The sequence below is a fragment of the Ralstonia chuxiongensis genome (assembly GCF_024158925.1).
GTDB lineage: Bacteria > Pseudomonadota > Gammaproteobacteria > Burkholderiales > Burkholderiaceae > Ralstonia > Ralstonia chuxiongensis.
The window spans coordinates 477,221-502,321 of the sequence record NZ_JAMYWC010000005.1 but is presented as its reverse complement, the minus strand read 5'-3'; the positions used below and the strand labels follow the sequence as shown (position 1 = coordinate 502,321).

The 25,101-nt window shown below is 63.2% G+C and carries 28 protein-coding genes; 13 read left to right on the top strand and 15 right to left on the bottom strand.

The annotated features are described in order from the left end of the window. The first annotated feature begins 91 nt into the window (after window positions 1–91). Window positions 92–1,627 (top strand): amidophosphoribosyltransferase, encoded by a 1,536-nt coding sequence (gene purF, locus NKG59_RS19575; protein WP_253540076.1) that lies wholly within the window; start codon window positions 92–94, stop codon window positions 1,625–1,627. 69 nt (window positions 1,628–1,696) lie between these two features. Here purF and NKG59_RS19570 read toward each other — a convergent pair whose 3' ends face one another. The 4 genes from NKG59_RS19570 to NKG59_RS19555 all read right to left on the bottom strand — a co-directional run bounded on the left by NKG59_RS19570 (window position 1,697) and on the right by NKG59_RS19555 (window position 4,403). Beyond that, the gene (locus tag NKG59_RS19570) at window positions 1,697–2,518 is read right to left on the bottom strand and encodes an ABC transporter permease (RefSeq protein ID WP_253540075.1); all 822 of its coding nucleotides are present in this window, start codon (window positions 2,516–2,518) and stop codon (window positions 1,697–1,699) included. Window positions 2,519–2,529: 11 nt separating this feature from the next. After that, on the bottom strand, window positions 2,530–3,492 hold the full coding sequence (nodI, locus tag NKG59_RS19565; RefSeq protein ID WP_253540074.1) for a nodulation factor ABC transporter ATP-binding protein NodI: 963 nt from the start codon (window positions 3,490–3,492) through the stop codon (window positions 2,530–2,532). Window positions 3,493–3,653: 161 nt separating this feature from the next. Beyond that, on the bottom strand, window positions 3,654–3,854 hold the full coding sequence (locus tag NKG59_RS19560) for a glycine zipper 2TM domain-containing protein (RefSeq protein WP_004634401.1): 201 nt from the start codon (window positions 3,852–3,854) through the stop codon (window positions 3,654–3,656). A gap of 138 nt (window positions 3,855–3,992) precedes the next feature. Then, a complete protein-coding gene (locus tag NKG59_RS19555; RefSeq protein ID WP_045203296.1) occupies window positions 3,993–4,403 on the bottom strand; it encodes a PRC-barrel domain-containing protein in 411 nt (136 codons plus the stop codon). A 190-nt stretch (window positions 4,404–4,593) separates the two neighbouring features. Between NKG59_RS19555 and NKG59_RS19550 the strand changes: the two genes are divergently transcribed. The 5 genes from NKG59_RS19550 to NKG59_RS19530 all read left to right on the top strand — a co-directional run bounded on the left by NKG59_RS19550 (window position 4,594) and on the right by NKG59_RS19530 (window position 7,342). Continuing rightward, window positions 4,594–5,103, top strand: coding sequence for a phasin family protein (locus tag NKG59_RS19550; protein WP_045203295.1), 510 nt, complete (start codon window positions 4,594–4,596; stop codon window positions 5,101–5,103). Window positions 5,104–5,363: 260 nt separating this feature from the next. Then, complete coding sequence (locus tag NKG59_RS19545) at window positions 5,364–5,603, top strand: hypothetical protein (RefSeq protein WP_045203294.1); 240 nt, start codon at window positions 5,364–5,366, stop codon at window positions 5,601–5,603. Window positions 5,604–5,754: 151 nt separating this feature from the next. Then, on the top strand, window positions 5,755–6,084 hold the full coding sequence (locus tag NKG59_RS19540; protein ID WP_253540072.1) for a hypothetical protein: 330 nt from the start codon (window positions 5,755–5,757) through the stop codon (window positions 6,082–6,084). Between the two features lie 247 nt (window positions 6,085–6,331). After that, the gene (locus NKG59_RS19535) at window positions 6,332–6,619 is read left to right on the top strand and encodes a hypothetical protein (RefSeq protein WP_253540070.1); all 288 of its coding nucleotides are present in this window, start codon (window positions 6,332–6,334) and stop codon (window positions 6,617–6,619) included. Between the two features lie 309 nt (window positions 6,620–6,928). After that, window positions 6,929–7,342 (top strand): GlcG/HbpS family heme-binding protein, encoded by a 414-nt coding sequence (locus NKG59_RS19530; RefSeq protein WP_024972523.1) that lies wholly within the window; start codon window positions 6,929–6,931, stop codon window positions 7,340–7,342. 204 nt (window positions 7,343–7,546) lie between these two features. On the opposite strand, the gene hemP is transcribed toward NKG59_RS19530, so the two are convergent. From hemP to NKG59_RS19510, 4 genes are all read right to left on the bottom strand, one after another. Beyond that, window positions 7,547–7,828 carry a hemin uptake protein HemP gene (gene hemP / locus NKG59_RS19525; RefSeq protein WP_253540068.1) on the bottom strand — a complete coding sequence of 94 codons (282 nt, stop codon included), beginning with the start codon at window positions 7,826–7,828 and terminating at the stop codon, window positions 7,547–7,549. A gap of 224 nt (window positions 7,829–8,052) precedes the next feature. Then, window positions 8,053–8,463 carry an ExbD/TolR family protein gene (locus NKG59_RS19520; RefSeq protein ID WP_024975369.1) on the bottom strand — a complete coding sequence of 137 codons (411 nt, stop codon included), beginning with the start codon at window positions 8,461–8,463 and terminating at the stop codon, window positions 8,053–8,055. 9 nt (window positions 8,464–8,472) lie between these two features. Further along, the gene (locus NKG59_RS19515; RefSeq protein WP_253540066.1) at window positions 8,473–9,201 is read right to left on the bottom strand and encodes a MotA/TolQ/ExbB proton channel family protein; all 729 of its coding nucleotides are present in this window, start codon (window positions 9,199–9,201) and stop codon (window positions 8,473–8,475) included. A 49-nt stretch (window positions 9,202–9,250) separates the two neighbouring features. Next, window positions 9,251–9,901 (bottom strand): energy transducer TonB, encoded by a 651-nt coding sequence (locus NKG59_RS19510; RefSeq protein ID WP_253540064.1) that lies wholly within the window; start codon window positions 9,899–9,901, stop codon window positions 9,251–9,253. Between the two features lie 515 nt (window positions 9,902–10,416). Here NKG59_RS19510 and NKG59_RS19505 point away from each other — a divergent pair. The 6 genes from NKG59_RS19505 (at window position 10,417) to NKG59_RS19480 (ending at window position 16,874) form a co-directional block, all read left to right on the top strand. After that, on the top strand, window positions 10,417–12,738 hold the full coding sequence (locus NKG59_RS19505) for an AAA family ATPase (RefSeq protein ID WP_253540062.1): 2,322 nt from the start codon (window positions 10,417–10,419) through the stop codon (window positions 12,736–12,738). Window positions 12,739–12,813: 75 nt separating this feature from the next. Then, window positions 12,814–14,094 (top strand): hypothetical protein, encoded by a 1,281-nt coding sequence (locus tag NKG59_RS19500; protein WP_253540060.1) that lies wholly within the window; start codon window positions 12,814–12,816, stop codon window positions 14,092–14,094. Window positions 14,095–14,139: 45 nt separating this feature from the next. Then, a complete protein-coding gene (gene ubiU / locus NKG59_RS19495) occupies window positions 14,140–15,156 on the top strand; it encodes a ubiquinone anaerobic biosynthesis protein UbiU (protein ID WP_253540058.1) in 1,017 nt (338 codons plus the stop codon). A 10-nt stretch (window positions 15,157–15,166) separates the two neighbouring features. After that, complete coding sequence (locus NKG59_RS19490; protein WP_253540056.1) at window positions 15,167–16,051, top strand: U32 family peptidase; 885 nt, start codon at window positions 15,167–15,169, stop codon at window positions 16,049–16,051. Continuing rightward, window positions 16,048–16,473 carry a ubiquinone anaerobic biosynthesis accessory factor UbiT gene (gene ubiT, locus NKG59_RS19485; protein ID WP_045203285.1) on the top strand — a complete coding sequence of 142 codons (426 nt, stop codon included), beginning with the start codon at window positions 16,048–16,050 and terminating at the stop codon, window positions 16,471–16,473. The genes NKG59_RS19490 and ubiT overlap by 4 nt, the downstream gene beginning before the upstream one ends. 11 nt (window positions 16,474–16,484) lie before the next feature. Further along, window positions 16,485–16,874, top strand: coding sequence for a putative zinc-binding protein (locus tag NKG59_RS19480; protein ID WP_253540054.1), 390 nt, complete (start codon window positions 16,485–16,487; stop codon window positions 16,872–16,874). A gap of 20 nt (window positions 16,875–16,894) precedes the next feature. Here NKG59_RS19480 and NKG59_RS19475 read toward each other — a convergent pair whose 3' ends face one another. The 5 genes from NKG59_RS19475 to NKG59_RS19455 all read right to left on the bottom strand — a co-directional run bounded on the left by NKG59_RS19475 (window position 16,895) and on the right by NKG59_RS19455 (window position 20,967). Continuing rightward, window positions 16,895–17,572, bottom strand: coding sequence for a Crp/Fnr family transcriptional regulator (locus tag NKG59_RS19475; RefSeq protein ID WP_045203283.1), 678 nt, complete (start codon window positions 17,570–17,572; stop codon window positions 16,895–16,897). A gap of 4 nt (window positions 17,573–17,576) precedes the next feature. After that, window positions 17,577–18,290 carry an anaerobic ribonucleoside-triphosphate reductase activating protein gene (locus NKG59_RS19470; protein ID WP_253540052.1) on the bottom strand — a complete coding sequence of 238 codons (714 nt, stop codon included), beginning with the start codon at window positions 18,288–18,290 and terminating at the stop codon, window positions 17,577–17,579. Continuing rightward, a complete protein-coding gene (gene nrdD / locus NKG59_RS19465; protein ID WP_045203281.1) occupies window positions 18,253–18,429 on the bottom strand; it encodes an anaerobic ribonucleoside-triphosphate reductase in 177 nt (58 codons plus the stop codon). The genes NKG59_RS19470 and nrdD overlap by 38 nt, the downstream gene beginning before the upstream one ends. After that, window positions 18,426–20,489: a ribonucleoside triphosphate reductase gene (locus NKG59_RS19460; RefSeq protein ID WP_253540042.1), complete on the bottom strand. Its 2,064-nt coding sequence runs from the start codon at window positions 20,487–20,489 to the stop codon at window positions 18,426–18,428. Before NKG59_RS19460 ends, nrdD begins: the two co-directional genes overlap by 4 nt. Before the next feature lie 136 nt (window positions 20,490–20,625). Continuing rightward, complete coding sequence (locus NKG59_RS19455) at window positions 20,626–20,967, bottom strand: DHCW motif cupin fold protein (RefSeq protein WP_253540039.1); 342 nt, start codon at window positions 20,965–20,967, stop codon at window positions 20,626–20,628. A gap of 367 nt (window positions 20,968–21,334) precedes the next feature. On the opposite strand from NKG59_RS19455, the gene NKG59_RS19450 reads away from it, so the two are divergent. Continuing rightward, window positions 21,335–22,618 (top strand): dicarboxylate/amino acid:cation symporter, encoded by a 1,284-nt coding sequence (locus tag NKG59_RS19450; protein ID WP_253540037.1) that lies wholly within the window; start codon window positions 21,335–21,337, stop codon window positions 22,616–22,618. Between the two features lie 60 nt (window positions 22,619–22,678). On the opposite strand, the gene murI is transcribed toward NKG59_RS19450, so the two are convergent. Then, the gene (murI, locus tag NKG59_RS19445) at window positions 22,679–23,527 is read right to left on the bottom strand and encodes a glutamate racemase (protein WP_253540028.1); all 849 of its coding nucleotides are present in this window, start codon (window positions 23,525–23,527) and stop codon (window positions 22,679–22,681) included. A gap of 14 nt (window positions 23,528–23,541) precedes the next feature. Then, window positions 23,542–25,065, bottom strand: a complete 1,524-nt coding sequence (locus NKG59_RS19440; protein WP_253540026.1) for a fumarate hydratase — start codon at window positions 25,063–25,065, stop codon at window positions 23,542–23,544. Window positions 25,066–25,101: the final 36 nt, after the last annotated feature.

Here is a 25,101-nt window from a genome sequence, read left to right as displayed (position 1 = left end):
GTCTGGCCACAAGCTAGGCAATCCGGGGAAGCTTTTTCGGCGCCCGCAACGGGTGTGGGCGCCACCAAATACGTTCTCGCTGGAGTTCGACATGTGCGGTATCGTTGGGGTGGTTTCAGCCACGCCCGTCAATCAGCTGATCTACGACAGTCTGTTGCTCCTGCAACACCGGGGGCAAGACGCGGCGGGCATTGCCACCGCTTCAGGCAGCACTTTCCACATGCACAAAGCCAATGGCATGGTGCGTGACGTGTTCCGCACGCGCAACATGCGCGGCCTGCCCGGCACGAGCGGCATCGGCCAAGTGCGCTACCCGACCGCAGGTTCCTCCAGCGAGGAAGAAGCCCAACCGTTTTATGTCAACGCGCCGTTCGGCATCGTGTTGGCACACAACGGCAACCTGACGAACTCGGATCAACTGCGCGACGAGATGTTCCGGCGTGATCGCCGCCACATCAACACGCAGTCCGACTCCGAAGTGCTGCTCAACGTGCTGGCCGACGAGCTGCAACGCGCCAGCAACGACATCCCGCTGAATCGCGATTCCATCTTCACGGCGGTGGAAGGCCTGCACCGCCGCGTGCGCGGTTCGTATGCCATCGCTGCCGAGATTTCCGGCTACGGCGTGCTGGCTGTGCGTGACCCGTTCGGTATCCGTCCGCTCGCGCTGGGCAGCCAGGAAACGCCGGATGGCGACATCGAATACATGGTTGCCTCGGAATCGGTGGCGTTGGAAGGCATCGGCTTCAAGTTCGAGCGCGACGTGGCCCCTGGCGAAGCCATCTTCATCGATCTCGAGGGCAAGCTGCACACCAAGCAGTGCGCCGCGAATCCGGTGCTTTCGCCGTGCATTTTTGAATACGTGTACCTCGCCCGTCCGGATTCGCGCATGGATGGCGTGTCGGTGTACGACGCGCGCCTGCGCATGGGCGATTACCTGGCCGAGAAGATCAAGCGCGAGGTGACCGACAAGATCGACGTGGTGATGCCGATTCCGGATTCATCGCGTCCGGCCGCAATGCAAGTGGCCAACCACCTGGGCGTGCCGTATCGCGAAGGCTTCTTCAAGAACCGCTACGTGGGCCGCACCTTCATCATGCCGGGCCAGGCGGTGCGCAAGAAGTCCGTGCGCCAGAAGCTCAACGCCATGGCGATCGAGTTCAAGGACAAGAACGTGCTGATCGTCGACGATTCCATCGTGCGGGGCACGACGTCGTCGGAGATCGTGCAGATGGCGCGCGATGCCGGCGCGAAGAGGGTGATCTTCGCTTCGGCCGCGCCGCCGGTGAAGTTCCCGAACGTGTACGGTATCGACATGCCGACGCGCGGCGAACTGGTGGCTTATGGCCGCACGCACGAAGAGATTGCCAAGATCATCGGCGCGGACCAGCTTGTGTACCAGGACGTGGAAGATATGAAGCGCGCCGTGCGCGACGTCAATCCGGCGCTGAAGGATTTCGATGCGTCATGCTTTGACGGCAAGTACGTGACCGGCGACATTGACGAGGCGTACCTCGATCGCCTGGAGGCCGCGCGCAACAGCTCGGCCAAGGCCGATCGTGAGAATGCGCAGAACGATGATCCGCGTACGCAATTGCATCTGCAGCGCTCTGCCGTGAACGAGTGAGTCTCGAACGCAGCAAAGGAAAAGCCCGTCATCGCGACGGGCTTTTTTGTTGGCTGTTCGGGCCGCGCCTTACTTGAGCATGCGACGACGCAGCAGCCACAGGCACAGCAGCAACGCGCCAACGGCGTACAGCAACAGCACGCCGAGGTGCAGCAGGATGTTGTCGGGCGTGCGGCCAAGCATCAGCGGGCGGATCAGATCCACCGCGTGCGGCAATGGCAGTACGTTCGTCGCCGCGCGCACGGGCGCCGGCAGTTGCGACAGTGGGAAGAACACGCCCGAGAGCAGCATCATCGGCGTGATCACCAGCGTCTGGTAGAACATGAAGAAGTCGTAGTTGGGCGCAAGCGCCGTCATGTTCATCGCCAGGCAGGCAAAGGTAAAGCCGGTCAGCACGATGACGGGCAGGGCGAGCAGCGCTTGCGGCATCGACGCATAGCCGAGCGCACCGGCAACCAGCATGATCGCCAAGCCCGAAAGCACCGACTTGCTGGCGGCCCAGAACAGCTCACCGAGGACCACGTCGCCCAGGCTGAGCGGTGCATACAGAATTGCTTCCCACGTACGTTGCACATGCATGCGCGAGAACGCGGAGTACATCGCTTCAAAGCTCGCCGACATCATCGTGCTGGACGCCACCGTGCCGGCTGCCAGGAATGCGATGTACGACACGCCGTCGACGCGCCCGACCAGCAGGCCCAGGCCGAGCCCGAGGCCGAACAGGTAGATCATCGGGTCGGCCAGGTTGCCGGCCATCGACGGAATGGCCAGCTTGCGCCACACCATGAAGTTGCGCAGCCAGACGTACTGCCAGTTGCGAAAGTTCAGTGGCATCAGCGGCTGCGGAAAGGCCTGTTTGTGCGTCGGAGTGAGTGCGGTTTCAGTGGACATGGGCGGTTCTCTCAGTCGCGCATTTCGCGGCCGGTCAGGCGCAGGAACACATCTTCGAGATTGGCCGGGCGGTGCAGGTAGCGCAGCCCCGGCATGGTGTGAGTTTCTGCCTGCGAGCGCAGCGCGGCTACCAGCGGCTGTGGATCGCGTGCATAGCAGAAGAGCGTCTCGCCACTGGTTTCGACGCGATCGGCGAGCGGCGTGAGCAGCGCGCGCAGGGCGTTGAGGTCGTCGCCGTAGACTTCAACGACGTCGCAGCCGATTTCGCGTGCGATGAGTTCTTGCGGCTTGCCTTGTGCGATCTTCCGGCCGTTGTCGATCACGCAGAGCTCATCGCACAGGCGCTCGGCTTCTTCCATGAAATGCGTGGTCAGCAAGATGGTCTTGCCCGCGGCGAGCAATGAGCGCAGGCGCTCCCAGATCAGGTGTCGCGCTTGCGGGTCGAGCCCCGTGGTGGGCTCGTCCATGACGAGGATGTCGGGGTCGTTGATCAGCGCGCGGGCTACCGTCAGCCGCCGCTTCATGCCGCCCGAGAGCGCACGTACAGGCGCATCGGCTTTCTGTTCGAGCCGTGCGAACTCCAGCAGGGTAGGAATGCGCTCGCGGATGGTGGCGGACGACAGGCCAAAGTAGCGTCCGAAGATGCGCAGGTTTTCCGAGACGGAGAAATCAGGATCGAGATTGTCGAACTGCGGCACGACGCCTACGCGCATGCGCGCACGGTGCGCGGCTTCGGGAACGGGCTCGTCGCACAGTCTCAGGCTGCCCGCATCGGGCATCGTCATGCCGAGCAGCATGCGCAGCGTGGTGGTCTTGCCCGCGCCGTTCGGGCCGAGCAGGCCAAAGCACTGGCCGCGCCGCACGCTGAAGCTCAGGTTGTCGACGACTGTCTGGTCGCCGTAACGTTTGCGCAGGCCTTCGACACTGAGGATCGGTGTGCTGCTCACGCCAAAGCCTTCTTGCTCGTATCGCACATTGCCTCCGTTGCAAAACGCCGATTATGCGCCGGCATCCGCATATGCGTATGAGGGGAATGTGCGACGACATTGCGCCGCTCTCAGGCAATAAAAAGGGCCAGGCGACATGGCCTGGCCCGAGCTTGCAGCGCGCGCATCGCTGCGCGCTCTGGCGGGGGTTACTTGGTGACGGCGTTACCGACCACGCCACCCAGAGCCGCACCACCCAGCGTGGCGCCCGGACCGCCCCAGATGGCCGCCCCGGCGACACCACCTGCGGCTGCGCCTAGCGCAGTGTTGCGCTGCTTTGGCGTCATGTCCGCGCATCCGCTGACGGATGCCAATGCGGCCGCCAGAATCAAGGATACGAAGGCACGCATAACAAACTCCTTTTGTCGTCTGTGTACCTTCATTCAAGCGCATGCACGCCGCGATGTGCAGGGCAGGTTGCCTGAAAGGCGTGTCAGTCGATTCCCACACCTTCAGCGCGGCTGCAGAGGACAAAGTTCCCAAGCGCATCAGGCCTTGGCAGGCTTTTGCTGTCGCTCGTATTTGAATTCCGGCAGCGCCTTGATGGCGTCTTTGGTCGCGCCCGGCAGCACGATTCTGCCCTGGTCGTACTGGAACTGATTCACAGGAATGGCTACGTCATGACGGCCCACGCCCACGAAGCCGCCTGCACCGACGATGGCAAACGACACAGCGTTCTCCGGCGTCACGATCAAGTCCTGCACATTGCCGACCTTCTCCTTTGCCTCGTTGTAGACCGGCTTGCCCAGCACCTGCTTCTTCACACTCACGCCTTTGATGACGGCATCGAGTTCGGTAACGGATACCCCTAGCGCAGCGTGGCCCGCGACCTGCGCGAATGCCTGCGGTGTGGCAGCAATGGTGGCGGTAGCAATCAGGGCAGCGGCGAGACGTTTCATCGTGACTCCGAGGTCTGGTGACGGATGCGATTCACTCTAACGCGCACATGGCTGGCACCGCAGGCGATGGCGTCCGAAACACCTGTAGGACAAATGGTTGAGGTCAAGGAAATCGGTATCGTGCGCGGCTACACTGAAACGCCCGGCACATGCTGGACGTATTCACCGATCTCACGAGGGAGTAACCGACATGATGACTCTGGAGCAACTCGGCGTTCTGCAACGATCGCAGCTCGAAACCTGGATGGCAGTCACGGAAGAGGCCGTGAACGGCGTCAATCGCTTGATCGGGCTCAATCTGCAGGCCCTCAAGACCGGTCTTGGCGAAACGGAGCACTGTCTGCACGACGCCGCCGGTGCGCACGACGCCGGCGAATGGTGGAATGCACAAGCGCGTTATCTGCAACCGGCTGGCGAACGTGTCTCTGGCTATACGCGCAACTTTGTTGAGATCGGCGTCGAGACGCAAAACGGGATCGCCCGCGCCTTGCAGCAACACGGTGACGAAGTGCGCCGGCAATGGGGCTTCGTCGCGGAAAATTTTGTGGACGCCGCGCCTCCTGGCGCCGAGGCCGCCGTGAATTTCTTCAAAGCATCGGTCGGCCTGGAAGTGGCCGCGGCAGAGGCGGCTGAAGAGGCCGGTGCGAGCCGTATCCCGAGCCCAAGTGACGTAGCCGCCAAGGACGGTACTGCACGCTGAGGCTCCTCTGTACGGGTGAGAAGCGTCGGCGTGGGCCGACAGTCATTTCGGTACAGTCCTACAAAACGGCGCGGGCGGAGCTCGACACTCCTCCCGTGCGCGCGTCTCTACACTTCCTACATGCCTATCAACATGTGGGAGGTTGTCATGCCCTATCTCGTTGCGTGGCTCTTGGGTGTTCCCGCGCTTGTGTTGCTGGTGATCTGGCTCTTCGTGCATTGACACGGAGCTCGACCTATCCAATACGAACCGGAGGCCACATGACTTTCCGAGACGACTGCAAAATCGAAGTATCTGCCTATGAACTCTCGCCGCAAGCGTGGCGCGCCGAAGTGAGCATCTTGCGCGCCAGTAACGGTGAGACTCTGTTAGCTCGCACCACCGTGCGCGAGTCGGCGAATACATATCCGAGCGCCGCCAGCGCACTTGAGGCCGCTAGAGCGTATGCCGAGGCGATGATCGCCTCCGGCGAATTCGACTGCAGCCCCGCGCTGAACTGACGGGGCGAGCGTGATGTGCGGAGTGGCGTTACGTTCTGTTACTAATTCGCCAGTGCCGTATCACCTATGTCAGCGGCCCTGAATACAATACAGATACCGTATTCCGCGCCGGCTACGGACTCGCTCGGCGCTTTAGCTGCAGGTGATCAAGATGATTCGACGCAATGTGCTGTGGATTGCAGGTGCAGCCGCACTGGCAGTGCTGGCCGTGCCGCAGATGGCGTCGGCGCACGTGAGCGTCGGCATCGGGTTTGGCGTGCCGGTGGCGCCTGTGTATGTGGCGCCGGCACCGGTGTACTACCCGCCGCCGCCTCCGGTCTACTACGCGCCACCGCCGCCTCCGGCGTATTACGCCCCGGCGCCCGTGTATTACGGTCCGCCTGCTTATGGCCCCGCACCAATTGTGGTGGGCGCGGGTTGGTACCGGTGGGGCCCGCGTTATCGCTGGTACGACGGCCGCCACTGGGGCCACTGGCGTTAAGCGGCGCATCCGCCAAACGAAGGCTCCCTCGGGAGTCTTTTTTCTTTGGCGCCAGGCCCCCCCGTGGCATGGCACGTGCGTCGATTTGGATGACAGGTAACCGAGTAGCCGGCCCCGTGACAAAGCAGCGCGCCGGAGAACTGGCGGCTCGTTTATCCGGTCGAAATGATGTCCGCGTGAACGACGCGGACACGTGTGTCACGCCGGCGCACGTCATGTTCGCAGTGTCATGACCGAAGGAGTCCTCATGCAAGTCACCACGCAACGCTTTGCAACGCGCACCTTGGTTGCAGCCGCAAGCGGCTTGGCCCTGGCGCTAGGCGCGGCGGTCGCGCACGCCGGCTCGATCGATCCATATCAGGCCACCCATAAGGTGAGCAGCGCCGATCCCTATACCGATGGAGCCAAGGTCAGCCGTGCTGATCCCTACACCGATGGCGCAAAAATGGGCCGCACCGACCCCTATACCGACGGGGCGAAGATGGGGCGCGCCGATCCATACACCGATGGCGCCTGCAGTGGCCGTCAGTCATAAACTGAGAGCGGCAGGTTTGCCGCCGCATCGCAACATCAAGCCCGGGCAATACCCGGGCTTTTTCTTTGTGCATCTTTCTGACGCATGCCGCGTGTTAACGTGGGCTCGCAAGGGACTAAGGAAACGCTGGCGTACGGCGCAGGCGGAACGATACTCAACGATACTGAAGTGCAGGAATGTATCGGCTCTTTTGCGTCATTGATGCGGGATCATGCTGTGGAAGCGATCACTGCCGATGGCATACTTTTGCCTGATACGGGCTTTACACAGCCCTTGCGCCTTTGCATTACAACCACCAAGGAGAACGTCATGAAAACGAAACCGTGCCTGTGCCAGGACGATGTCACCAAGATCCTGGATGCTGCCGAGAAAGAAGCGCGCGCACACCAATGGAACGTGACGATCGCCGTGGTGGACGATGGCGGCCATCTGATGGGCCTGCGCCGCATGGACGGCTGCGCCACCATCTCGGCGTACATCGCTCCGGAAAAGGCGCGTACCGCAGCGCTGGGCCGTCGCGAGTCGAAGATCTACGAAGACATCATCAACAACGGTCGCATTTCGTTCCTGTCGGCGCCGCATCTGCAGGGCATGCTCGAAGGCGGTGTGCCGGTGATGGTGGAAGGCGTGTGTGCCGGTGCGGTGGGTGTGTCGGGCGTGAAGTCCACGGAAGACGTGGTGATCGCCAAGGCAGGCATTGCCGCTGTGAACGTGATCTGCTGATACGCAATCACGCTAGACGGATCAGCAAAGGGAAGGCGCGGCAGTGGTCGCGCCTTTTTCTTTGGGCGCGCGATGCAGGGGAAAGAGCGGCGTGGCTGGCGGTCGTCTGGCCATGCAAACAGCAATGCGAAACGACGACGGCTGGCTAGGGCCGAATGTCTCCTGAGAGAGACGTCCCCACAAAAGCCGGTGCGTGTTGCGGTGTTACTTGGTAAGAATCAGCTTGCCGAAGCGCGTCACGCGCAGCGTGTAGATCGCGCCGTTATGGCGGATGGCGACGGCGTTCTGACCGGCAAAGAGTTGTTCGGAAGTCATTACCCGCGTGTCGCCGATGGTGGTGGGAATATCCCGAACGGCTTCGGATGCTGTTGATGCAGCGGATGTTTCGGGCGCGGCATTCAGATCGGCGGGGCGCTTGCGGGCCACGATGACGTGACGACGACGCGTCACGGTGCGTCCTGCGTCTTGGTGTTCGGCAACATTCATAGCAATGTCCTGGCGAGCGAAAAACGAGGCTGGAGCGCTGGCTGGTGAAGCATTCCCAGCGAATGCGAGATAGATTAAATGCGAATCGTTATCATTACAAGGGTGATCTGAGAATGTGCTGATCCGTGCCCGAAAAAAAACCGGGCGCGTGGCCCGGTTGCGTTAGGTTCTGAAGCGACGAACCCTCGAAGACGAGGTTCGTTGGGCACGGTGAAGCGTGCCGCCTAGTGCTGCGGCTCCGTCACGAAGCCAATGCGCGAAAGGCCGCCGCGCTGGATGGAGGCCATTACTTGCGCCACGCGCTCGTAGCGCACGTTGCGGTCAGCACGCAGGTGCATTTCCGGCTGCGGTTGTTGTTGCGCAGCCTGCGCGATGTCGGCTTGCAGCGTCGCCTCGTCAACGGGCTGGTTGTTCCAGAACACCTGGCCGTCTGCGTTGATCTCGACGTTCACGCTTTGCGGCTTGGCGTCGTCGGGTTTGTTGGACGCGCGCGGCAGGTCGATCTTCACCGCGTGGTTGATCACCGGAATGGTAATGATGAAGATGATCAGCAGCACCAGCATGACGTCGACCAGCGGCGTCATGTTGATCTCGCTCATCACCTCGTCGTCGCTGTCGAAAGATCCGAAGGACATGGTCTCTCCTTACTGCTGCTTGACCGCCGCCAGACGCACGCCGGCGTCGTCACGCGAAGTGCCCGGGCGCAGGCGCGCGCCGGTCACGAAGTAAGCGTGCAGGTCGTGCGCAAAGCGGTTGAGCTTGGCGATGATGGCCTTGTTGCCGCGCGTGAGGGCGTTGTAGCCGAGCACCGCCGGGATAGCGACGGCCAGACCGAAGGCGGTCATGATGAGCGATTCACCCACCGGGCCGGCCACCTTGTCGATGGTCGGCACGCCCACGGCGCCGATGCCGAGCAGGGCATGATAAATGCCCCACACCGTGCCGAACAGACCGACGAACGGTGCAGTGGAGCCGACCGATGCCAGCACGGCCAAGCCCGATTGCATGTGGCCCACCGACTCGTCGATGGCACTCTTTAGCGAGCGCGTGATCCAGTCGGAGATGTCCATCACATCGTGCAGCTGCGGCTGGCTGGCGCGATGGTGCTGTGCGGCCTCGCGGCCGGTTTGCGCCAACATGTGGAACGGGTTGTCCTTGGCTGAGCCCAGCGTCTGCATGGCGTGATCGAAATCATCCGAGTGCCAGAAACGCTTTTCAGCGCCGTGCGCCATCGACTTCAGGCGCACGATGTCCCATGCCTTGGTGAAGATGACGATCCACGAGGCGAGCGACATGATGAGCAGCAGAATTGCCGTGGCGCGGGTGACGATATCGCCTTGTGTCCAGAGGTGGGAAAGACCGAGTTCCTGCATGATGAATGTCCTGAATTGAGCGAGAGGCTAAGCGAGAAGCGGAATCGAATTAGTTATCGAGCTTGAAGACGAACGGCTTGCTGGCCACCACGGGCACGGCGTGGCCGTTCTGCTTGTAAGGGCTGCACTTGATGGCGCGCGCGGCATCAGTGGCGGCACGGTCAAGGCGCGGCGAGCCGGACGACGAGGTGACCGTCACGTTGGTGACTTCACCCGCCGTGCCGATGGAGATCTTGACCATGGCGCGGCCTTCTTCGCCCATTTTTTGCGACATGCTGGGATAGACGAGCGGCGGATCGCTGCACTGGATGTCGTTGATACCGACGCTGATCGGGCCAGACGAAACCGGTGCTGGCGCGGGCGTGGGTTCAGGAGCCGGTGCCGGCGGTGCAGGCGGCGCGGCGGGCACCACGGGGGCGTTGTCCGACGGCGGCAGCGTGGGCGTCGGCATCGGCTTGGGTTGCGCGACCGGCTTGACGATGTTGACGGGCTTGGGCGCCTCTTGCTTGACCGGTTGCTGCTTGGGCGGCTCCGGTTGCTTGATCGGCTCAGGCGCGGCCGGAATGATGTGCGCCTGGATTTCCAGCGGTTCTTCGACAGGCGGGCGCGGGGCGATCAGGCCGAGCTGGATCATCATCAGCACGCCCGCGTGCAGCAACAGCACGACCACCAGAATCTTGAGAGTACGAGGGTGAATCATCAACGACCGGGAATCGAAAGCAGAAAAAAGGAATGCAATGCGATGGTGGTGGGATGAACAACGAAAGCGGCCAGCGTTAGCGCTTGCCGAAGACGATCAGTGAAACCCCAATGCTGATGAGCAGACTCAGGAGCAATTCCATGGCGCCTAGCGTTGAAGCCGGCGGGGTCACCGCCAGCGTGACAGGTATTGTAGGCCTGCAACTGCAACAGTGTTGCGACAACTGAGCACAGTTTGCGTTCAGCCTATTGTGTCGATAGGGAAAGTATAAACGATAATGATTCCTATTTGCGAAGAAATTCCCTGTCTTTCGTGGGGTGAGGCTCACGTCCAGACGGCTGATGGCGAGAAACTGCCTGTGCAGGCGGTGGGCCATTCAAGACGCCTCGGGCTCGCAACTTGCAAAGACACGGGTCCACCCGGGGTACGCTGTGTGCGCAAACGCGCTAGGATGAAAATCATTCAAACACGGTGACCGGCCGGCCAACCGTGAAACGGGGAAGAAGGGGGCGACCATGGATGAAGCCAACCTCAACATGGACGACGCTGACGACGATGGTACGTTCGTCCCCACGGGCGGCAGGCAGCCGCAGGCGCTGCTGTTGTCGTCGCTGGATTCCATGTGTGCACAATTTGCGCTGCGCACGGTCTGTGCGATGGGCCTGCGCTTCAACCTGCGCACCAATATCAATGACATTCTCACCGTTTGCGCGCCGGAGCTGATCTGGCCCGTCACGGTCATCCAGCGGCTGCAGCGCTTTCTGTCTGCGCGCTGCGCCGACATGCCGGGCTGGCGTGCGGTCGGCAAGCTCGACCTGCCCACCTTCATGGACCGCCACGGTCAGTGGAGCAGCGCCTTCGATGAAGGCTCGCTGTTCTATTACCTCGACGAGTACGTCAAGCATCACGCCAAAGACATGTTCACCGTGTTTGGCGCGTCGTGCGATGCGCTGGGCGAGCGGCTCTCCGGTGAACGTGTCCTGCTCGTCGGCAACATCGACATGCTGGCCCGCGTGCTCGGCCTGCCGCCGCACGAACGCGCGCTGCTGTTGTTTGCTTCCCTGGTGAAATACAAGCGCGATCTGCGCGCAGTGATGGTTGATTGCAAGGTCGCGCACAGCCAGGAAGCGTTCCAGCTGCTCGCCAGCCTGGCGGGGGCGAGCACGTCCGAAGTTGCCGCGTCATTGCGGCCCGGTTCGCGGCTGGAGACGCTGGGTCTCATCGAGCCGCCTCTGCCGGAGAACAGCGTCACCGACCTGGGCGATCTGATGCGCATCTCCGACCGCCTTCTGCACGTGCTGCTGGGCGACTACGCCAGCGAGGCGGACATGATGGCCGTCTTCACGCGGCCCGCCCCGTCGACCACGCTGTCGCAGTCCGATTACCCGCATGTGGAAACCGATGCGCGCTACCTGACCGCGCTGTTGGAGAACGCGTCGCAGCAGCGCGCCGCGGGCGTGAACATCCTGCTGTATGGCGCGCCTGGCACTGGCAAGACGGAACTGGCCCGCGTGCTGGCGCGCGACGCCGGTTGCGAACTGTACGAAGTGGATTGCCTCGACAAGGACGGCAACAGCCTCACCGGCAAAGACCGCTACCGCTCGTTGCAGGTGTCGCAGGCGTTCCTGCGCGGGCGACCCGGCGCGGTACTGCTGTTCGACGAGGTGGAAGACGTATTCCCCGGCCCGACGCGTGAGCTGATGAGCCTCTTCGGCCACGAAGAGCCGCGTGGCTCTGTCAACGGCAAGGCGTGGGTGAACCAGACGCTGGAGCAGAACCCCGTGCCGGTGATCTGGGTGTCGAATTCCATCCGCCAGATCGACCCGGCATACCTGCGCCGCTTCCAGTTCCATCTTGAGCTGAAGGTGCCGCCGCCGACCGTGCGCGAGAGCATCATCCGCAAGCATCTGGAAGGGCTGGAGGTGTCGGACGCGTTCATGGCCAAGCTGGCGGCGCGCAAGACGCTCACACCTGCGCAGATCGATTCTGCCGCACGCTTTGCACGCCTGACGCAGCCGGCAATGGAAGAGCCCGCCGAATCACTGATCGAGCGTCAGCTCGACCACGCCGATCAGGCGATGGGCTTGCGGCCGGACGTGCAGGCGCATCGCGTCGTGACCGAATACAAGCTGGACTATCTGAACCTGGAGACACGGTTTTCTGTCGAGCGCATCATCGAAGCGCTGCGCGCGCGGCGACGCGGCACGCTGTGCTTCTATGGGCCGCCGGGCACGGGCAAGACGGTGCTGGCCGAGCACATCGCGGCGCAGCTCGACATGCCGTTGATGATTCGTCGTGCGTCGGACTTAATGAGCAAGTACGTTGGCGAAACCGAGCAGCAGATTGCGGCGATGTTCTCGCGAGCCGAAGAAGAGCGCGCACTGCTCCTGCTCGACGAGGCGGACAGTTTCATGCAGAGCCGCCAGGGCGCGGTGCGCAATTACGAAGTGTCGGAAGTCAACGAGATGCTGCAGGGCATGGAGCGCTTTGACGGCATCTTCGTCTGTACGACCAACTTGTTTGATCGGATTGACGAGGCGGCGCTGCGGCGGTTTGCGTTCAAGATCCGCTTCAAACCGCTGGTGCGTGCGCAGCGCGAGCAGATGTTCATTGCGGAAGCGCTGGGCGGCAAAGCCGAGGCGCTCAAGCCTGTGTGGCGTGAGATGCTGGCGTCGCTCGACATGCTCACGCCGGGCGACTTTGCGGTGGTCAAGCAGCAGTCTTTGCTGTTGGGCGAGACGCTTGATCCGGAATCCTTCCTCGCACAACTGCGGCAGGAGCATTCCATCAAGCCAGAACTGCGCGAGCGGCGTTCCATCGGATTCACACCGCGCTGACGCTTAACGCACATCAAGCGCATGCAGATGCGTCTGCGCTAACGTGGTCGGCTGGATAGATCTTCAGCCGCTCCGATGCCGACCACCCCCACGCTGTTCTACGAACGCATGCCGCCTGCCGGCGTGGTGTTCGGCTGCCTGCTGCCGGTGCCGTGGGTGGGCGCGGCGGCCGGTCTTCTGCTGGCGCTGGGGCCGTCTGCGGGTTTGCCTGGCCGATTTGCGCCGCTGTCGCTCGCGCTGGTTCACGCCTTGGCCGTCGGCATGCTCTTGCCGGCGATGCTCGGTGCGCTATTTCAATTGCTTCCCGTGGTGGCCGGCGTGCCTGTGCGTGGCGCGAGATGGGTGTCGCCGTGGGTGGCGCTCTCGTGCGTGGCAACGGCATCTGCACTTGCAACGGGTTTCCTGGGCGCGGACCATCGCGCATTCGTGCTGGCTGCATGGTTGGGGGCGCCGCTGCTGGCCGTGCCCGCCGCGTTGATCGTCCTTGCGGGGATGCGCGTGGTGCAGACGCGCAGCACGCATGCGACAGTGCGAACACTGCGCCGCATCGGCTGGGCGGTGTTGGCAACGCTGGCCAGCGGTGCAACGCTCGCCACGGCATTGGCCAGCGGATGGTTCGCGCCATCGCCCGTGCTGTTGAACCTGCATGTCGGTTGGGGCCTCGGGGGCTGGCTGGCAACGTTGGTCGCGGGCGTGGCGTCGACGGTGTTGCCGATGTTCTGGCAGACGCGGCGTTTGCCGGAGCGCTGGCATTGGCTGATGCCGTGGTGGCTGTGGGCGCCGCTGATCATTGGCAGTCTGTGGGGCGTCGGGCGCGGCGCGGTGCTTTGGCAATCGTGGGGCTGGCTCGCCTTGGCAGCGCTGGCGATGGTGGGCGTGCATGCCGTGCGCAGCGCGCGTCGTCGGCACGATCCGGGCTGGCGGCTGTGGCTGGCGGCTTCCGTCGCCTGGCTGGTGGTTGCCGTGCTGGGTCTGACCGCGTCCTGGCTGCCGACAGACTGGCCCATCGCGTGGGAGATCGGCGTGCTGACCCTCGTGGGCGGCGGCGTGCTGCCTGTCAATGCGATGCTCGGCAAGATCATCCCGTTCATGATCTGGATGCACCTGCGCAGGCGGGTGCCGCGGCATGTGCGGCTACCGGCCATGCAAACGTTGATCGGCGAGCGGCAACAGCACTGGCATGCTCGCCTACTGCTGCTTGTATTGCTGGCGTTGTTGCTGGTGCCGTTGCAGCCTGAACGGATGGCGGTGATCGCCGGCGTGCTGTTCGCGCTGTCGCACGTGTGGCTGGGTGCGATGCTATGCCGGGCGCTGCTGACGTTTCGCCGTGTCTCGCGAGCGTTTGCGCCCGGTTGACGGAACGCAAAACCACAATGGCGGACAAGTCGCAGACTGGCCGCCATGACACAGAACGCTTCCCCCATTGAACTGGTGGCGCCCGCAGGCAGCCTGGCCGCACTCAAGGCGGCCGTGGAGGCCGGGGCCGATACCGTCTACCTCGGCTTGAAGAACGCCACTAACGCGCGAAACTTCGCAGGCCTGAACTTTACCGAGAACGACATCCGCGCTGGTGTTGAATTTGCGCATCGGAAAGGGCGACAGGTGCTGTTTGCCATCAACACGTTTCCGCAGCCCGGCCGCGCCATCGAGTGGCGCATGGCCGTCGATGCCGCCTACATGCTGGGCGCCGATGCCGTCATCCTGGCCGACCCCGGGTTGATGGCCTATGCGCGCGACCGCTATCCAAACCTTCGGTTGCATCTATCCGTGCAGGGTTCGGCAACGCATGCCGGCGCCATTGAGCTGATGCGCGAGCAGTTCGGCATCCACCGCGCCGTGCTTCCGCGTGTGCTGACCTTGACCGAAGTCGAACGCGTGATCCAGCAGACGTCGGTGCAGATCGAGGTGTTCGGCTTTGGCAGCCTGTGCGTGATGGCCGAAGGGCGTTGCCTGTTGTCGTCGTATGCCACGGGCGATTCGCCTAACAACAAGGGCGTGTGTTCGCCCGCGCATGCGGTGCGCTGGGTGGAGCGCGACGGCAGCCTGGATGCCCGCCTGAACAACATCATGATTGACCAATACGCACCGGGCGAACCGGCCGGGTATCCGACGCTGTGCAAGGGGCGCTTCCTCGTCGACGGCGAGGTCGACCACGTGCTGGAGGAGCCCACGAGCCTCAATGCGCTCAGCCTGTTGCCCAGGTTGATCGCCATGGGCGTGTCGGCAATCAAGATCGAGGGGCGCCAGCGCAGTCCGGCGTACGTTGCGCAGGTGGTGGCCACATTGCGCGCCGCATTAGATGCGGCACAGGCGGACCCGGCGCGCTTTTCCGTCAAGCCCGACTGGCAGGCGGCACTCGTGCGTCACGCAGAAGGTGCGCACGTCACGCAAGGCGCGTTTGATCGCCCCTGGAAATAGAAGGCACATCATGTCCTACGAAATTTCGCTTGGTCCGCTGCTGTATTACTGGCCGCGGCTACAGACGTTCGACTTCTACGCGGAGGTTGCCACCAGCCCTGTCGACATCGTCTACGTGGGCGAGACGGTCTGCAGCCGCCGCCACGAATTGCGCGCGGACGACTGGCTCGATATCGCGGCCATGCTGCGCGAGGCGGGCAAATCGGTGGTGCTATCAACGCGCACGCTCATTGAAACCAGCGCCGAGGCGCAGGCGTTGCGCAAGCAATGTCAGCAGGACGACTGGATGGTCGAAGCCGGCGAGCTTGGCGCTGTGCGGTTGCTGAACGGCCGGCCATTCGTTGCGGGCCCGCATTGCAACGCGTATCACGGCGCGACGCTGGCATGGCTGGCGGGGCTGGGCGCGGTGCGTGCGGTCATGCCGCTGGAGATGAGCCAAGCCACGCTGGCCGAGCTGATGCGCGAGAAGCCTGCCGAGTTGGCGATCGAAGCAATGGTGTGGGGACGTTTGCCGTTGGCATTTTCCGCACGCTGCTTTACGGCGCGACACTTTCGCCTCAACAAGGACGACTGCGGCTTCCGCTGCATCGAGCATCCTGATGGCCTGGCGGTGCGTACGCGCGAAGGGCAGGAGTTTCTCGCCATTAACGGTATCCAGACGCAATCAGGGCAATGCCTCGACATTCTCGATCAGGCGCCCGCGCTGTCTGCGCTGGGCGTGAAGGTGCTGCGTGTCAGTCCGCAATCGCAGGGCACGCTGGACGCCGTGGCGGCACTGGATGCCCTGCGCCTTGGCCTGCCTGTGCGGGACGTGCAGCCTCCGGAGGGCATTGGACGCTGCAACGGCTACTGGCACGGGCAGTCTGGCATTGAATGGCTGGAGGCGCCGCAATGACGCGACTGCGCCCACCCGAAATGTTCGTCCGCATGGCGCGCAGCCTACCGGTGCCGCTGACATCGTTCCCGTTTGTGCTGGGTCTTGATCTGGCCCGGCGCCTGTCTTGGCTGACGCCGCCCCCGGAATTGGAAGGGCGGCGCTTTGCCATCACCGTAGAAGACCTCGGCCTGCGCGCCTGCTTTTGCTGCCGCGGTGGAGCGTTCCACACGCTTTCCGCTTCAAGCCCCGAACCCGAACTGGAGTTGCGTGCCGGCGTGGGCGATTTCGTTGCGCTTATTCGCGGCACTGCCGACGCAGATACGCTGTTTTTCCAACGCCGCCTCAAGATTGCGGGTGACACGGAGCTGGGGCTGATCGTCAAGAACTGGCTCGATGCGGCTGCACGCCCGGCGTGGCTTGCACGCTGGCAATCGCGATAGCGAGGGGCGCCATGTCATCACGTGCATTGCCGCTCGTCTATGCATGCTCGGGTTGTTCGAGTGTGGCGCAAGCGGCAAACCGCCTGGCCGTCGATCTGGACCGCGCAGGCAGGGCAGAGATGTCCTGCATCAGCGGTGTCGGCGGCGGGGTGCGCGCGCTCGTCAAGATAGCACGCAGCGGGCGCCCCATTCTTGCGCTCGACGGTTGCGCACTGGCGTGCGTCAAGGCCTGCCTGGCAACGGCGGGCGTGGCGCCGGACATTCACCTCGTGCTCAACCAGTACGGCGCCAAGAAGCGCTATCACGCCGATTGCAGTGACGATGAATTGACTGCCGCCGCCGCGCTGGTGGATGACGCCGTCAACACGCTCCAGCATCGCCTCGACACCGCAGGCGATTGATCCGCATTGGCTTGCTGCTTTTATCCCGCCATGAGCTGGCGCTGCAACGCCGTGGTGTTCGGGATGACAACCTCGCGGCCTTCCACCCGGATCAGCCCGTCGCGAATCAATTGACGCAGCGTGCGGGAAAGCGTGGCCGGCGCCAGCCCCAGCTTGGACGCGACCAGGCTCTTGCTGCATGGAAACCGCGTGCGGTCAAACTTGCGCGGCAGCGAGAGCAGATACCCGATCAGCCGTTCATTGGCGCTTTGCAGGTTCACGGTTTCGATGTCGCACATCAACGTGTGCAGGCGCGCGGACAGCCCCGCGAGCATCTGCCGCGCAAGGCGCGGATGCACGTGCAGTGCATCGTCGATGGCGCGCTTGTCGATCCAGACCAGCAGGCTGTCTTCCATGGCTTGTGCATCTGCCGCGTAAGGGCGGTTCAGGAACATGAAGGGCTCGCCAAAGCACTCGCCGGGCCCGAAGAATTCGATGACCTTGCATTGGCCGTGCGCCCCCGGCAACACGAGCTTGATCGCGCCGACCACCACGACATAGAAACCATCTGCCCGATCGCCACGGTGAAACGCGAAGTCGTGCCGCAACACACGCACTGCGTGGCTGTCTCGCGTGAGCACAGCCATGTCATCGTCGTCGAAGTCCAGGAACAGCGGGCTGTGCTTGAGCAGATCGCCCACATTGAGGGGGTCTTGCATGGTGTCACCGGCAACAGAAAGAAGAAAAACAGGCGGCCAATGCGCGCTGGGCGCCCTCGCTGGGCAGCGTGATGGCCGGGGTTCCGGGGGCACTTCGGTAGGCTTGTAGTGCGTAGTGTTTCACGCCGCGTTGGCTGAGGTTTTGCGCCAGCGCAAGAAGCTGCGGTTCGGGCAACCAGTCGGGGTGCCACGTGGTGCGGCACTCGAATGCGGCGCCGTTCTGTAGCAGAAGATCCAGACACGCGTCGACCGGCGCAGCGCTGCCGCGGCGGCCCGTGAGTGCATCGTAGCGCGGTGCGCTGGTCTTGATGTCGAGTCCCACCCAGTCCACCAGCGGCAGTACATCGGCCAGGCGCGCCGGATAAATGCCGCCGGTGTGCAGGCCAATCTTGTAGCCCAGCGCGCGCACGTCGCGCATCAGTTGCGGCAACTGCGGCTCGCTCAGCGGTTCACCGCCGGAAAAGACAACCGCGTCGAGCAGCCCCACGCGGCGCTGCAGAAAGGCAAAGACGTCGTCCCAGTCCAGCGTGCGGGCCCGCGTTTGCAGGTGCGGGTTGTGGCAGTAATGACAGCGCCACGGGCAGCCGGCCACGAACACCACTGCCGCAAGCTGCCCGGGCCAGTCGACGCTGGAGAACGGTGCCAGGCCGCCGATGGCCGGCGGCGGGCAGTGCGGTGGCTCAGCGGGCGCGGTCTTCAACAAAGAAGCGGCGTTCACGGAATTCCCCTTGCTTGCCGATGTTGAACGAGCTGACGGGCCGGTGATAGCCCATCACGCGTGTCCAGACTTCGCAGCGCGTGCGCTGGCTGTCGTCGAGTGCAACGGTGAGGTTGGTGGTGTGTGCAACGGTGCTCATACGGAGGCTCCTTCGTGATGGAGGTGGGTGGAAGAACCTGGAGTGCCCGCCGTTGTGCAACCGCACTTGTCGCTAGGCTGCTGTGCCAGCAGTTCTGCATCGCATTTCGGACAGAACGCGTGATGGCCGGACAGGTAGCCGTGCTTTGGGCAGATTGAAAACGTCGGGGTGATGGTGATGTACGGCAGGCGGAAGTTCGCCAGCGCGCGCCGTACGAGTTCCTTGCATGCCTGCGGCGAGGAAATGGCTTCGTTCATGTAGAGGTGCAGCACCGTGCCGCCCGTGTATTTGCTCTGCAGCGCTTCCTGGCGCGCCAGTGCTTCGAACGGGTCGTCGGTGTAGCCGACGGGTAACTGGCTGGAGTTGGTGTAGTACGGCTGTTCTGTCGTACCAGCCTGCAGGATGCTTGGCCAGCGCTTGCGGTCTTCGCGGGCGAAGCGGTAGGTCGTGCCCTCTGCAGGCGTGGCTTCGAGGTTGTACAGGTGCCCCGTCGCCTCCTGGAATTCGGTCATGCGCTGACGCACGTGGTCGAGCAGGCGCACCGCCATGGCATGGCCGAATGGCGTGGTGATGTCGTCTGCGTCGCGCGTGAAGTTGCGCACCATCTCGTTGATGCCATTCACGCCGAGCGTGCTGAAGTGGTTGCGCAGCGTGCCCAGGTAGCGTCGCGTGTACGGATACAGCCCCTGGTCGATCAGCCGCTGGACGAACTTGCGTTTGACCTCCAGCACGTCGCGGCCGAGTGCGAGCAGCGTATCGAGCCGCGCCAGCAGCGCCGCCTCATCGCCCGCGTAGAGATAGCCCAACCGCGCGCAGTTCACCGTCACCACGCCAATGGAACCAGTCTGCTCAGCAGAGCCAAACAACCCGTTGCCGCGCTTGAGCAGTTCGCGCAGGTCGAGCTGCAGGCGGCAGCACATCGAGCGCACCATGTGCGGCTCCAGATCGGAATTGAGGAAGTTCTGGAAGTAGGGCAGCCCGTAGCGGGCCGTCATCTCGAACAGCAACGTGGTGTTGGGGTGCTCCCAATCGAAATCCGGCGTGATGTTGTAGGTGGGAATCGGAAACGTGAACGCGCGGTCCTTTGCATCGCCGGCCATCATGACCTCGATGTACGCGCGGTTGATCATGTCCATCTCGGGCTGAAGATCGCCGTAGGTGAAGGGCATCTCTTCGCCGCCGATGTACGGAATCTGCTCGCGCAGGTCGGCAGGGCAAGTCCAGTCGAACGTGAGGTTGGTGAACGGCGTCTGTGTACCCCAGCGGCTGGGCACGTTCAGGTTGTAGATCAGCTCCTGCATGGACTGCTTGACCGCCGCATACGACATTGCATCGCGGCGGATGAACGGCGCCATGTACGTATCGAATGAACTGAACGCCTGCGCGCCGGCCCACTCGTTCTGCAGCGTGCCGAGAAAGTTGACGATCTGCCCGATGGCTGCAGACATATGCCGCGGTGGCGTCGCTTCCACCTTGCCCGGCACGCCGTTGAATCCCTCCGTCAGCAACTGCCGCAACGACCAGCCCGCGCAGTAGCCCGACAGCATGTCGAGATCGTGGATGTGGATGTCGCCCTCGCGGTGCGCGGTGCCCGCCTCGGGGCTGTAGACATGCGAGAGCCAGTAGTTGGCGGTGACCTTGCCCGCCACGTTCAAAATCAGGCCCCCGAGGCTGTACCCCTGATTGGCGTTGGCATTCACACGCCAGTCGCGCTGCTCGAGGTATTCGTCCATCGTGCTCTCGACTTCGACCAGCGTGTGCTTGAGCGAACGCAGCCGGGCGTGCTGCTCTCGATAGACGATGTAGGCACGCGCGGTGCGCCAATAGCCGGCGTCGACCAGCACTTCTTCCACGCAGTTCTGGATGACTTCGATACCGGGGCAGGGGAGCGGGGCGAGATGTTCGAGCACGCCCATGGTCAGGCGCAGCGCTTCGACGGCGTCGAATTCACCCGTGGCCTGCCCGGCCGCCGCGATGGCCTGGCGGATCTTTTGCGCATCAAACGGAGCCAATGAACCGTCGCGCTTGGTGACTTGCCTGGTGACCTGTGTGCCCGTCATGAGGTACTCCATCTAGTGGTATGGAGTCAGACTAGCACTACATATTGTGGTTGGTGAGTCCTAAAAACCTTGATTTTTAAATCGCTTGACCCCGGTCAACCGGGGCCGCGTGCGACGCGGAAAGTGCGTCGCGCTGTCAGTCGACGATGAACAGCCGGGCGCCGTTCCTGGTGTACGACTGATGGGCTTCCGCATCGTCGCCCACCTGATAGCTCATGCCGGGCGTGAGGATGAACTTGCGGCCATCTTCCAGTGTGGTTTCCAGCTCGCCATCTAGGCAGAACAGGATGTGGCCCTTCTTGCACCAATGGTCAGCCAGGTAGCCGGGGGTGTACTCGACCATGCGCACACGGATGCGGTTCGGCTCGTCGCCAAAGTAACGGGTGCGCCAGATCGCCATGCCGGTCTCGCCAGTGTGTTCGGTAGGTTCAACGGTGGACCAGTCGGTCGTGCCAAAGGCGAAGGGCACCATTTTCATCGGGGACTCCTGGGTGACGTAAGCCCATGATGGTATCAGCGGCTTACGTGGCGCAGGCATCGCATTTGATGTGCTCGAAACGGCGCTTGATGGTACGCCGTGACGGCATTGCGTGCGGCTCAATAATCCGCTTCTCACCGGCTCGTTCCACTGTCCGTGCGGCATTGCAGCAAGGTGTCAACGGCGCCATATCAATGTATGCAGAAATTGCATGGTGCTATGCAACATCGACATAACGATCGCCATGCGCTTCTCTAATATCGTCGCTTTTTACAAAGCGTGACGAAGTTGGGCCAGCCCTTGGCCCCATGAGATCCGCGTCTATCGCGCGCCGTCCCTCCGGCCACGGTATTCCTTGGAGAAAGTCTTGAACACCAAACGTCTGACCTCCCACATCGGGCTGGCAATGCTGCTGGGCATTGCCGTCGGCTGGGGCTGCCACGAATATGCCAAGGACGCCGCGGCGGCCAAGGACATCGCTTCGTACTTCAGCATCATCACCGACATCTTCCTGCGCATGATCAAGATGATCATCGCGCCGCTGGTGTTCTCGACGCTGGTGACGGGCCTGGCAAGCATGAGCGGAGGCCGCTCGGTCGGCCGCGTGGGACTGCGCGCGATGATCTGGTTTGTGTGTGCGTCGGCCACGTCGCTGGCGCTGGGCATGCTGCTGGTCAACTTCTTCCAGCCGGGTGTGCACATGAACCTCGCGCTGCCGGATGTGTCGGCCACGTCGGGCCTGAAGACGGGTGATTTCACACTCAAGGCCTTCATTACGCACGTGTTCCCGCGCAGCATCGTGGAGGCCATGGCCACCAACGAGATCCTGCAGATCCTGGTGTTCTCGCTGTTCTTCGGCGCTGCGCTGTCGACGATGAAGAACCCGATGGACAGCGTGATCGGCCGTGGTCTGGAAGAGCTGACCAAGCTGATGTTCCGCATTACCGATTACGTGATGCGCTTTGCGCCGCTGGGCGTGTTTGCCGCCATGGCCGCTGCCATCACGGTGGAAGGCGTGGGCGTGCTGTGGACCTACGGCAAGCTGATCGGCGAGTTCTACCTTGGCCTGGCGCTGCTGTGGGCGATCCTGTTCTTCGTTGGCTACGTGCTGCTGGGCCGCTCGCTGGGCCGCCTGCTGGGGCTGATTCGCGAGCCGACGCTGCTGGCGTTTGCCACCGCAAGCAGCGAATCCGCTTATCCGAAGACGATCGAGGCGCTGGACCGCTTTGGCGTGCCCAAGCGCATCTCCAGCTTCGTGCTGCCGCTGGGTTACTCGTTCAACCTGGATGGCTCGATGATGTATCAGGCGTTCGCGGTGCTGTTCATCGCGCAGGCCTACAACATCGAGATGAGCTTCACCCAGCAGCTGACGCTGCTGCTGGTCCTGATGCTCACGAGCAAGGGCATGGCCGGTGTGGCGCGTGCCTCGCTGGTGGTGGTGGCGGCCACGCTGCCGATGTTCCACCTGCCGGAAGCGGGTCTGCTGCTGATCATCGGCATCGACCAGTTCTTCGACATGGGCCGCACGGCCACCAACGTGATCGGCAATAGCCTGGCCACCGCCGTGGTGGCGAAGTATGAGCCGGCAGAAGAGGATGCGGTGGCGGAAGCCGCCGAACCTGCAATGCAGCCGCAGCCAAACGTCGGCTGACCTTAAGCCAAGATGACAGCGCGCCGCCTTTCAGGGCGGCGTTGTCATATTTGGACGGTGTTATTCGGGCTGAGAAGCGAGCGAGGTCACGGCCGGGCTCAGGGGCGCATCGCCAATGTCGACGCGCTGTGCCATCGGCGATTCTCCCAGCAATGCGGCCACCATGGCTTGCAGCGGAAGCACGTCGCCGGTGCTCATGAAGCGTGGCGATGCGGCTTGGCCCGATGCCTGCAATCCCGCTGCCGCCAGCGTGCGGCCTAAATGGCGCGCGACGGCGTGACCGGTGTCGATCAATGTCAGCCGGTCGCCCGCAATCTCGCGGATGGCATCTTCCAGAAATGGGTAGTGCGTGCAGCCGAGCACCAGCGTGTCGGCATTCGCGTCGAGCATCGGCTGTAGATAGGCCTGCAGCAACTCAAGCACCGCAGGCGAGTGGGTATCGCCGCGCTCGATCAGGGGGACGAGGCCATAGCCCGGTTGGCTCAGCACCTTGCAATCGCCGGAGGCAGCTGCCAGCAGGCGTGCAAATTTCTCGCTGCGCAGCGTGCTTTCGGTGGCGAGCACGCCAACCACACGGCTCTTCGACGTGGCAACCGCTGGCTTCAAGCCCGGCTCGACGCCAATCACCGGCACCGCGAGCTTTTCGCGCAGCACGTGCACAGCTTGCGCCGTGGCGGTATTGCACGCGATCACCAGTGCCTTGCAGCCTTGGTCGACCAGCCATTCGCACACTTGCAGCGTGCGCTCGGCAATGTATTCGGGAGATTTTTCCCCGTACGGGGCATGGCGGGAATCCGCCAGGTAGAGAAGCGATTCGGCCGGCAGATCGGCGCGAATCGCGCGCAGGACGGAGAGCCCTCCGAGGCCGGAGTCAAAGACGCCGACCGGTGCCTGCGCGCGTGTCGTCATATCGCGTGAATGGATCAGCCTGCTGCGACGGGAATCTTGCCGATCTTCGCTTGCCATTCCGCCGGGCCGGTCTTGTGGACCGACGTGCCCGAGCTGTCCACGGCGACGGTGACGGGCATGTCCTTCACGTCGAATTCGTAGATGGCTTCCATACCCAGGTCTTCAAACGCCAGCACCTTCGAGCCGCGGATGGCCTTCGACACCAGGTACGCCGCGCCGCCCACGGCCATCAGGTAAGCCGACTTGTGCTTCTTGATGGACTCGATGGCGACGGGGCCGCGCTCGGCCTTGCCCACCATGGCGATCAGGCCCGTCTGCGCGAGCATCGTCTCGGTGAACTTGTCCATGCGCGTGGCCGTGGTCGGGCCTGCCGGGCCAACGACTTCATCACGCACCGGGTCGACCGGGCCGACGTAGTAGATCACGCGGTTGGTGAAGTCGATGGGCAGCTTCTCGCCCTTGGCCAGCATGTCGGCGATGCGCTTGTGCGCAGCATCGCGGCCGGTCAGCATCTTGCCGTTGAGCAGCAGCGTCTGGCCCGGCTTCCACGAGGCAACTTCTTCCGGCGTGAGCGCGTTCAGGTCGACGCGCTTGGACGTTTCCGTGTTCGGTGCCCACTCGACCTTCGGCCATTGCGACAGGTCCGGCGCTTCCAGCTTGGCAACGCCGCTGCCGTCCAGCGTGAAGTGCGCGTGACGCGTGGCGGCGCAATTCGGGATCATGGCGACCGGCAGGTTGGCCGCGTGGGTCGGGTAGTCCAGGATTTTCACGTCGAGCACAGTGGCGAGGCCACCCAGGCCTTGCGCGCCAATGCCCAGCGCGTTGACCTTTTCATACAGCTCGATGCGCAGTTCTTCAGCGCGATTGCTCGGGCCGCGGGCGATCAGGTCTTGAATGTCGATCGGCTCCATCAGTGCTTCCTTGGCCAGCAGCATGGCCTTTTCAGCCGTGCCGCCGATGCCGATGCCCAGCATGCCCGGCGGGCACCAGCCCGCGCCCATGGTCGGCACGGTCTTGAGCACCCAGTCGACGATGGAATCCGACGGATTCAGCATCACGAACTTCGACTTGGCTTCCGAGCCGCCGCCCTTGGCCGCGACAATCACATCCACCGTGTCGCCCGGCACGATCGACATGTTGATCACGGCCGGGGTGTTGTCCTTCGTGTTGGTGCGCTTGCCGGCCGGGTCGGCCAGCACGCTTGCGCGCAGCTTGTTGTCGACGTCGTTGTACGCGCGGCGCACGCCTTCGTTGACCATGTCGTCGAGGCTCATCGTGGCGCCGTCCCAGCGCACGTTCATGCCGACCTTCAGGAAGACGGTGACGATGCCGGTGTCCTGGCAGATCGGACGCTTGCCTTCAGCGCACATGCGGCTGTTGGTCAGGATTTGCGCGATGGCATCCTTGGCGGCCGGGCTCTGCTCCTGCTCATAGGCGCGGCCCAGAGCAGTGATGTAGTCCATCGGGTGGTAGTAGCTGATGTACTGCAGGGCGTCGGCGACGCTCTGGATGAGGTCTTCTTGACGAATGACGGTCATGGTGGGGGACCAACGTATAGGAATGAAAAGCCGGTG

Excerpts from the sequence above, each read along its gene's own strand:
- purF (WP_253540076.1), top strand. The coding sequence starts at position 92 with ATGTGCGGTATCGTTGGGGTGGTTTCAGCCACGCCCGTCAATCAGCTG.
- NKG59_RS19570 (WP_253540075.1), bottom strand. The coding sequence starts at position 2,518 with ATGTCCACTGAAACCGCACTCACTCCGACGCACAAACAGGCCTTTCCG.
- NKG59_RS19560 (WP_004634401.1), bottom strand. The coding sequence starts at position 3,854 with ATGCGTGCCTTCGTATCCTTGATTCTGGCGGCCGCATTGGCATCCGTC.
- NKG59_RS19555 (WP_045203296.1), bottom strand. The coding sequence starts at position 4,403 with ATGAAACGTCTCGCCGCTGCCCTGATTGCTACCGCCACCATTGCTGCC.
- NKG59_RS19550 (WP_045203295.1), top strand. The coding sequence starts at position 4,594 with ATGATGACTCTGGAGCAACTCGGCGTTCTGCAACGATCGCAGCTCGAA.
- NKG59_RS19545 (WP_045203294.1), top strand. The coding sequence starts at position 5,364 with ATGACTTTCCGAGACGACTGCAAAATCGAAGTATCTGCCTATGAACTC.
- NKG59_RS19540 (WP_253540072.1), top strand. The coding sequence starts at position 5,755 with ATGATTCGACGCAATGTGCTGTGGATTGCAGGTGCAGCCGCACTGGCA.
- NKG59_RS19535 (WP_253540070.1), top strand. The coding sequence starts at position 6,332 with ATGCAAGTCACCACGCAACGCTTTGCAACGCGCACCTTGGTTGCAGCC.
- NKG59_RS19530 (WP_024972523.1), top strand. The coding sequence starts at position 6,929 with ATGAAAACGAAACCGTGCCTGTGCCAGGACGATGTCACCAAGATCCTG.
- hemP (WP_253540068.1), bottom strand. The coding sequence starts at position 7,828 with ATGAATGTTGCCGAACACCAAGACGCAGGACGCACCGTGACGCGTCGT.
- NKG59_RS19520 (WP_024975369.1), bottom strand. The coding sequence starts at position 8,463 with ATGTCCTTCGGATCTTTCGACAGCGACGACGAGGTGATGAGCGAGATC.
- NKG59_RS19515 (WP_253540066.1), bottom strand. The coding sequence starts at position 9,201 with ATGCAGGAACTCGGTCTTTCCCACCTCTGGACACAAGGCGATATCGTC.
- NKG59_RS19510 (WP_253540064.1), bottom strand. The coding sequence starts at position 9,901 with ATGATTCACCCTCGTACTCTCAAGATTCTGGTGGTCGTGCTGTTGCTG.
- NKG59_RS19505 (WP_253540062.1), top strand. The coding sequence starts at position 10,417 with ATGGATGAAGCCAACCTCAACATGGACGACGCTGACGACGATGGTACG.
- NKG59_RS19500 (WP_253540060.1), top strand. The coding sequence starts at position 12,814 with ATGCCGACCACCCCCACGCTGTTCTACGAACGCATGCCGCCTGCCGGC.
- ubiU (WP_253540058.1), top strand. The coding sequence starts at position 14,140 with ATGACACAGAACGCTTCCCCCATTGAACTGGTGGCGCCCGCAGGCAGC.
- NKG59_RS19490 (WP_253540056.1), top strand. The coding sequence starts at position 15,167 with ATGTCCTACGAAATTTCGCTTGGTCCGCTGCTGTATTACTGGCCGCGG.
- ubiT (WP_045203285.1), top strand. The coding sequence starts at position 16,048 with ATGACGCGACTGCGCCCACCCGAAATGTTCGTCCGCATGGCGCGCAGC.
- NKG59_RS19480 (WP_253540054.1), top strand. The coding sequence starts at position 16,485 with ATGTCATCACGTGCATTGCCGCTCGTCTATGCATGCTCGGGTTGTTCG.
- NKG59_RS19475 (WP_045203283.1), bottom strand. The coding sequence starts at position 17,572 with ATGCAAGACCCCCTCAATGTGGGCGATCTGCTCAAGCACAGCCCGCTG.
- nrdD (WP_045203281.1), bottom strand. The coding sequence starts at position 18,429 with ATGAGCACCGTTGCACACACCACCAACCTCACCGTTGCACTCGACGAC.
- NKG59_RS19460 (WP_253540042.1), bottom strand. The coding sequence starts at position 20,489 with ATGACGGGCACACAGGTCACCAGGCAAGTCACCAAGCGCGACGGTTCA.
- NKG59_RS19455 (WP_253540039.1), bottom strand. The coding sequence starts at position 20,967 with ATGAAAATGGTGCCCTTCGCCTTTGGCACGACCGACTGGTCCACCGTT.
- murI (WP_253540028.1), bottom strand. The coding sequence starts at position 23,527 with ATGACGACACGCGCGCAGGCACCGGTCGGCGTCTTTGACTCCGGCCTC.
- NKG59_RS19440 (WP_253540026.1), bottom strand. The coding sequence starts at position 25,065 with ATGACCGTCATTCGTCAAGAAGACCTCATCCAGAGCGTCGCCGACGCC.